Source organism: Stenotrophomonas sp. STEN031, from assembly GCF_056759975.1.
On record NZ_JBRREA010000101.1, the window covers coordinates 1 to 6,770 of the forward strand.

Annotated in this window: 6 protein-coding genes; all 6 read right to left on the reverse strand. The window is 64.4% G+C overall.

Annotation, left to right across the window (positions count from 1 at the left end; all coding sequences use genetic code 11):
* Window positions 1-189: 189 nt before the first annotated feature.
* Window positions 190-834, reverse strand: a complete 645-nt coding sequence (locus ACVOLQ_RS22025) for a rhomboid family intramembrane serine protease (protein WP_313494469.1) — start codon at window positions 832-834, stop codon at window positions 190-192.
* Window positions 835-875: 41 nt separating this feature from the next.
* Entirely contained in the window at window positions 876-1,322 is a 447-nt protein-coding gene (locus ACVOLQ_RS22030) for an MGMT family protein (RefSeq protein WP_481529308.1), read from the reverse strand.
* On the reverse strand, window positions 1,220-2,143 hold the full coding sequence (locus ACVOLQ_RS22035) for a DMT family transporter (protein WP_481529312.1): 924 nt from the start codon (window positions 2,141-2,143) through the stop codon (window positions 1,220-1,222). The genes ACVOLQ_RS22030 and ACVOLQ_RS22035 overlap by 103 nt, the downstream gene beginning before the upstream one ends.
* A gap of 437 nt (window positions 2,144-2,580) precedes the next feature.
* Window positions 2,581-3,933 carry a glutathione-disulfide reductase gene (gene gorA / locus ACVOLQ_RS22040; RefSeq protein ID WP_481529309.1) on the reverse strand — a complete coding sequence of 451 codons (1,353 nt, stop codon included), beginning with the start codon at window positions 3,931-3,933 and terminating at the stop codon, window positions 2,581-2,583.
* Window positions 3,930-5,180, reverse strand: a complete 1,251-nt coding sequence (locus ACVOLQ_RS22045) for an NAD(P)/FAD-dependent oxidoreductase (RefSeq protein ID WP_481529310.1) — start codon at window positions 5,178-5,180, stop codon at window positions 3,930-3,932. The genes gorA and ACVOLQ_RS22045 overlap by 4 nt, the downstream gene beginning before the upstream one ends.
* Before the next feature lie 27 nt (window positions 5,181-5,207).
* The gene (locus ACVOLQ_RS22050; protein WP_481529311.1) at window positions 5,208-6,413 is read right to left on the reverse strand and encodes a DUF418 domain-containing protein; all 1,206 of its coding nucleotides are present in this window, start codon (window positions 6,411-6,413) and stop codon (window positions 5,208-5,210) included.
* Between the last annotated feature and the right edge of the window lie 357 nt (window positions 6,414-6,770).

Here is a 6,770-nt window from a genome sequence, read left to right on the forward strand (position 1 = left end):
TAATACTTCTGTGGGCGGGCCTGCTCGGTGGGGTGTGGGGTCCGCGGCCGGCCCCGCGGTCAGTGGGCCCCCGCCACTACATCTTTCAGCTCTGTTGGTAGAGCCCCTGCCGAGCATGGCTCGGCACTACATCTTTCAGCTCTGTTGGTAGAGCCCTTGCCAAGCATGGCTCGGCCCCACAGTTGCTTGTTATTTGACGCGGCGCAGGTGTGGGCCGCGCTTGTTGAACGGCGGTTGGCCGCGCCAGTAGCGGATCAGCAGCCAGCCAAACAACATGCCGCCGAGATGCGCGAAGTGGGCTACGCCCGGCTGCCAGCCGGTGAAGCCCAGCAGCAGTTCAATCGCACCGAACACGATCACGAAAGTGCGTGCCTTCATCGGGATCGGCGGGAACAACAACATCACCCGCTGGTTCGGGAACAACATGCCGTAGGCCAGCAACAGCCCGAACACGCCACCGGAGGCGCCCAACACCGGGTTGTATTCACCGGCAAATGCGGCCACCAGCAACTGGCACAGGCCGGCACCGACCACGCAGACCATGTAATAGGTCAGAAAGCGTTTCTCACCCCAGGTCATTTCCAACGGCGCGCCAAACATGAAGAGCGCCAACATGTTGAAGAACAGGTGGCCGAGGCCGCCATGCAGGAAGCCATAGCTCAACAGCTGCCACGGCTCAAACCCCGGGGAGTCGGCAAAGAACTGCTGCGAACCCAACGGCCACAGCATCAACTGGGTAAAGATGCCCGCCGTTTGCGGCAACTGCTGCAGCAGGAACAGGACGACGTTGGCGATCAACAGCGTCTGGGTGATCTTGGGTAGGCGCGGGAACATGATGGCATCCGGGGAAACTGGCTACATCATAGCCGCAGCGGCTAGCCAGGGCCCCAGATCGCCTCGTCCAGGCTGCGCGGCGGTTTGGGCCGCTTCACCCTGCCGTTCTCCACCGCCACGCCCTCGGCCCGCAGCCGCTGGCTCTGTTCGCGCCAACCGCGCGAGCCCTCCGGCATTGCGATGCGACCGTCCGAGCGCAGCACTCGATGCCAGGGCAGCTCCGGGTCCTCATTGTTGCCCAGCAGGCGCGCCACCAGCCTTGCCCTTCCGGGCAGCCCGGCCTTGGCCGCCACTTCGCCATAGCCAAGCACCTGCCCACGCGGAATGGCACGAATCGCCTCGAGGATGCGTGCATGCCCGGCGGCGGCACTGGCCTCCGGGCTCATCACTTCTTCTTCGCCACGCCGCTGCCCACCAGCAGCACGCCCAGCAGCACCAGCACCGTCCCGGCGCTTTGCCAAATGCCCATCGGTTCGTCGAGCAGCCATACGCTGAGCACAATCGTGGAAACCGGCCCCAGCATACTCACCTGTGCGGCCAGCGAGGAACCAATCCGCTTGACCCCGATCATGATCGCCAGCACCGGCAAGACGGTACAGACCGTGCCGTTGAGCAGTGACAGCCAGTACACCGGCGGCGCGTACTCCCACAGCGCTGCCCACGGCTGGAACAGCAGGTATTGGCCGATGCACAGCACGCAGGCCACCATGCTGGCATAGGCGGTCAGGCGCACCGCACCGATCCGTGCCACCGCCTGACCACTGCCGAACAGATACACCGCGTAGCTCAGCGCACTGGCAAACACCAGGGCCGAGCCGATCAAGGTACGCCGGCCTTCGAGCTGGATGTCATGGCCGAAGGCCAGCAAGACACCCAGATAGCTGACCAGCAAGGCAGCTATCTGGATGCGGGTGGGCCGTTGTTTGAGCATCACCAATGCGATCAACACCACCAACGTGGGGCTGAGATACAGGATCAGCCGTTCCAGCGTGGCGCTGATGTATTGCAGGCCAAGGAAATCCAGATAGCTCGACAGGTAATAGCCACTGAAGCCGAGCAGCAGTACGCGCCAACGATCACCAGCCGACAAGGGTTGCGCACGCCTTGCCGCCCACATGCCCATGGCGATGAAGAACGGAAACGCGATCATCATCCGCAGCGCAAGCAAGGCGGTGGCATCGGCACCATGCCGGTAGGCGAGTTTGACGATCACGGCCTTGCCGGAAGCAGCGATGGCGCCGACGGCCGCCAACAGCAGGCCACTGATCAACAAGCGACGCGAGCTGGTGGGTAGTGTTGGCGTGGCCATGGTTGCCTCGCGCTGGTTTGGAGCAGTCACGCTGTTACGGCATCCGGGGGAGATGGCTTTCTATTATGGGCGCCAAGGGATTTGTACGGGCTGGCGGGTAGGACCAAGTTTCTTACCGGAGAAGAAGCAAGATCAACTGCACCCCTCCCCAACCCTCCCCTTGCCTACGGCAAAGGGAGGGAGCAACCGCACGATCAACTGCATGCACCCGCAACCCACCCGGCCCGAAGGCATGGCCTTCGCTCGTTCATCAGGGTGCGCGCCAGTGGCGCACAAGCAGGCCTTTCCCCCTTGCCTACGGTAACGGGAGGGAGCAACGGCCGAAGCATTGTCGGCGACTGCAGGATCAGCCTCCTCCCTTGCGCGCAGCGCAGGGGAGGATTGAGGAGGGGTGCCTTTGTGCTGTTGCTGCTGTTTTTGCTGCGGCCCACTCACCCTCAGCGCATCAGCACAACTTCCTCAGCCGAGGTCGGATGGATCGCCACCGTCTCCTCCATCTGCCTGCGCGTCACCCCGGCCTTCACCGCCACCGCAAACCCCTGCAGGATTTCGTCGGCGCCCTCGCCCAGCAGATGGATGCCAACCACCTTCTCGTCCTCGCCAACACAGACCATCTTGAACAGGCTGCGCACTTCACCCTGCCCCAGCGCCTGCAGCATCGGCCGGAAGCGGCTGTAATAGGTGCTGACCTTGCCAAAACGCTTGCCCGCCTCTTCCTCGCTCAGACCGACACTGCCCAGCGGCGGATGCGCGAACACGACGCTGGGAACGTTCTCATAATCGAGCCTGGCCTGAGACTGCCCGCCCAACACGCGGTCCATCAGCCTGCGCGCGGCAGCAATCGCAACCGGCGTCAGGGTCACCCGACCGGTAACGTCGCCAACCGCATAGATGCCGGGTACCGAGGTGTTCTGGTAATCGTCAACTTCGACCTGGCCCTTCTCGCCCAGCTTCACACCTGCCCGTTCCAGGCCCAGCCCCTGCGTGTTCGGGCCGCGCCCGGTCGCGAACAACACCGTGTCGAACACCGCCTGCTCGGGGCCGTTGTGCAGCTGCGCGCGGATCTGCGCGTGCTGCCGCTGCAACGCTTCCACCTTGCAACCGAAGTGAAGCTCCACGCCTTGCAGCCGCAGGTTTTCCGCCAACTGGTCCGCCACTTCCGCATCAAACTTGTCCAGCAGACGCTGCCCACGTACCAGCAACGCAACCTCGCTGCCCAAGGCGCGCAGCACCCCGGCCAGCTCCACCGCGATGTAACCACCGCCTATCAAGGCGACGCGACCGGGCCGCGCCTGCAGCGCGAAGAAATCATCCGAAACACCACCCAGCTCGGCCCCGGGCAAAGTCGGTTTCAGCGGATGCGCGCCGGTGGCGATGACGATGTGTTCGGCCCGGAACTGGGTGCCGTCCTCGCACTCGACGGTGTGCGCATCAATCAGATGCCCACGATTGCTGATCCGCACCACCCCGGTTTCATCCAGCCGCTTCTGATAGCTGGCGTGGATATTGGTGATGTACTGCTGGCGTCGCTCCAGCAGTGTCGACCAGGCCAGCCCCGGCTCCGCCGGCACATCGAAACCCATCCGCCGCGCCAGTCCAATGCGCTCGGCCAGGTCCGCGGCCAGCCACATCGCCTTCTTCGGCACGCAGCCCACGTTGACGCAGGTCCCGCCCAGCGGCGCGGGCTCCAGCATCGCCACCTTGGCGCCGTAGGATGCTGCGCGGAATGCGGCAGCCAAGCCGCCCGAGCCGCCCCCCAGTACCACCACATCGTAATTGCGCGCACTCATTGGAAACGCTCCACACGATACGGCGCAGGGTCGATTGCGGGCGCCCGCCCGGTGATCAAATCAGCCATCAGTTGTCCGCTCCCGCTGCTCATACTGATGCCGAGCATGCCATGACCCGCTGCTAGCCAGACGTGAGCATGCAAAGGTGAGCGCCCCAATATCGGCATGTCATCCCAGGTCATCGGCCGCCAGCCGTACCAGCGCTCATGGATGACCTCACCAATTGGCTGGCGGAGATACTGCCGTGCTGCCTGTTCCAGCGCCTGCAGGCGGGTTCCATTCAAACGCGGGTCCTGCCCGGAAAACTCCATGGTGCCGCCCAGGCGCATCTGCTCCGCCCAGGCAATGACAAATACCGAACGGTCCTTCAGTACCACCGGCCGGCTCGGCACCTGCACCGCGCAGCTGCCGGTGATGGAATAGCCCTTGCCGGCTTGGATGGGCGCGCGCACCCCCAATCGGGCAGCCAGCCGTGGCGACCATGCACCGGTCGCCAATACCAGCTCGGCGGCATCGCGGCGGCCTCGATTGGTCTGCACGCGCACGCCGTGCCCGTGCGGTTCGAATGACCGCACCGAGCAGTCTTCTTCGATCAACACGCCGCGCGCGCGCAGTATCCGTCCCAGCTCGGCGGTGTAGCGGTCAGGGCGCAGACTGGCATCGCCCGGGAAACGGATCGCGCCAACCACGCCATCATTGAACGCGGGCTCAGCACGGAGGTACTCACCGCCATCGATGATCTCGGTGGCGATACCCAGCTCGGCCAACGCGCCGCATTCGGCCGCATGGACGTCGAAATTGCGCTGCTGGCGGAACACATAATCCAGACCCTTCTCGGCGAACTCGCAATCCAGCTGATAGTGCTGCACCCAATCGGCCAGACGTTGCCGCGAGTCGTTCAACAATGCGGCGCGCCCCTGCGCGCTGCGCAGCCAGTCGTGTCGATTGCAGCGCGCAGCGAACTTCAGCAGCCAGCGCCAAAGCGCGGGATCAAGGCGCGGAGGGATATACAACGGTGCCTGCGGCGACAGCATCCAGCGCAAGGCGCGCAGCGGCACGCCCGGCGCCGCCAGCGGCGGTGCGTGGCTGGGAGTGATGGTGCCGCAGTTGCCGTGCGAGGTCGCGCCGCCAAGTTTGCCAGCGTCAATCACCCGCACCTGCCGGCCCGCCTCGCTCAGCGCCAACGCAGTGGCCAAGCCGGTCGCACCGGCGCCAACAACAAGAACGTCGTCTTTGGGGGAGTTCACCCCCCGGATTTTAGTATCCCGAATGCATCAGCGCCGAAGTGGTGGCAATTGCAAGTATGTGAACCCACGCCACAGCCACTCTACCGGGCCATATTGGAAACGTCGCAACCATAGCTGACTGAGCAGCACCTGCAAGGCGAACAGTGCAACCGCGAACAGCAGTTGCGCCGCGCGCCCCATCTGTTCGAACCAACCCAGGCCATAACCATAGAAGACCAGCGTGCATACCAGGGACTGCCCCAGGTAATTGCTCAAAGCCATGCGCCCGGCCGGCGCCAACCATTGCAGATGGCGACTCCAGCGCACACCCCATGCGAGGTAGCCCAGACACATCATCAAACCGGCAACCGCCGTCAGCGCATAGGCACCGGCACTACGCATATCGAATCGCCCCGGCGCGTTATACGGATGCAACCAGACACCCAGCAGCATCACCATCAGGCCCGCCGGCAACAGCAACCAACGCAGTCCCGCCCACAGCCGCGGATAGCGCGCAGTGTCGGCGATGGCGCCACTGCGCGCGAACCACGCGCCGATCAGGAACATGCCCAACACCTGAGGGCCCACGACCAATAGCGCCCCCAGTGACGCCCCCACGTCTCGCAGGCGCTGCGCCACCGCCTGCAGGTAACTGCCATGCGCATACGCCTGCCGCTGCGCTTCGATCGCATTCACCGCAGCAGCGGCCTGCGTGCTTGCGGCATCGGCGGGGGCGAACTGCATCAAGGCTCCCAGCAGCAACATCAGTACAGCTGCGCCCAGATAGGCCAGTGTTCCCAATGCCGGCAACCAACTGCGCGGGGCCTCGCGAAAGGCCAGCAGTACGAAGGACAGCAGCGCATAAGCAACCAGGATGTCACCTGACCACAGCAGCAGCGCGTGCAACACACCGATGATCAGCAAGCCCAGGCTGCGGCGCAGGTAGAAGCGGGTGAAGTCGCGCCCGGCACTGCTGGCCCTTTGTGCCATCACCGCGAATCCGGCACCGAACAACAGCGAGAACAGGGTAAAGAACTTGCCTTGCACGAAGACATAGACGAAGGCATCGGCCCAGTAGTCGCCCCCCTGCCAATGCGGGTCGATGCCGGTGAAGGACATGTCCAACGGGCCACTGAAGGCTTCCATGTTCATCAGCAGGATGCCGAACAGGGCAAAGCCGCGGAGCACGTCCAAGGTGGCGATGCGCTCATTGGCCGCCACAGGCTGGAAAGCAGAAGTAGACAACGACAACATCCTTCAGCAGCAGGTGCGCGATTAGAGCATGCCGGAACAAGGTAGTGCCGAGCCATGCTCGGCAGAGGCTTTCCCGCTAACACCGCAACAGCTGCCCTCACCCCAACCCCTCTCCCGCAAACGGGAGAGGGGCTTTAAGCAAAAGCGGGATCTGTAGTGCCGAGCCATGCTCGGCAGCGGCCTTACCGATAAAGCCGCAACAGCCACCCTCACCCCTCTCCCGCAAGTGGGAGAGGGGCTTTGAGCAAAAGCGGGGTCTGTAGTGGGGGGGGCCGCGCCGGGGCGGGGGGGGGGGGGGAGTGCTTGTCGGCAGTCGGCGGGGGGGCGAGTGGTGAGCCCCCCCACCCCCCACACCCC

Excerpts from the sequence above, each read along its gene's own strand:
- ACVOLQ_RS22030 (WP_481529308.1), bottom strand. The coding sequence starts at position 1,322 with ATGGCTGCTCGACGAACCGATGGGCATTTGGCAAAGCGCCGGGACGGT.
- ACVOLQ_RS22025 (WP_313494469.1), bottom strand. The coding sequence starts at position 834 with ATGTTCCCGCGCCTACCCAAGATCACCCAGACGCTGTTGATCGCCAAC.
- ACVOLQ_RS22035 (WP_481529312.1), bottom strand. The coding sequence starts at position 2,143 with ATGGCCACGCCAACACTACCCACCAGCTCGCGTCGCTTGTTGATCAGT.
- gorA (WP_481529309.1), bottom strand. The coding sequence starts at position 3,933 with ATGAGTGCGCGCAATTACGATGTGGTGGTACTGGGGGGCGGCTCGGGC.
- ACVOLQ_RS22050 (WP_481529311.1), bottom strand. The coding sequence starts at position 6,413 with ATGTTGTCGTTGTCTACTTCTGCTTTCCAGCCTGTGGCGGCCAATGAG.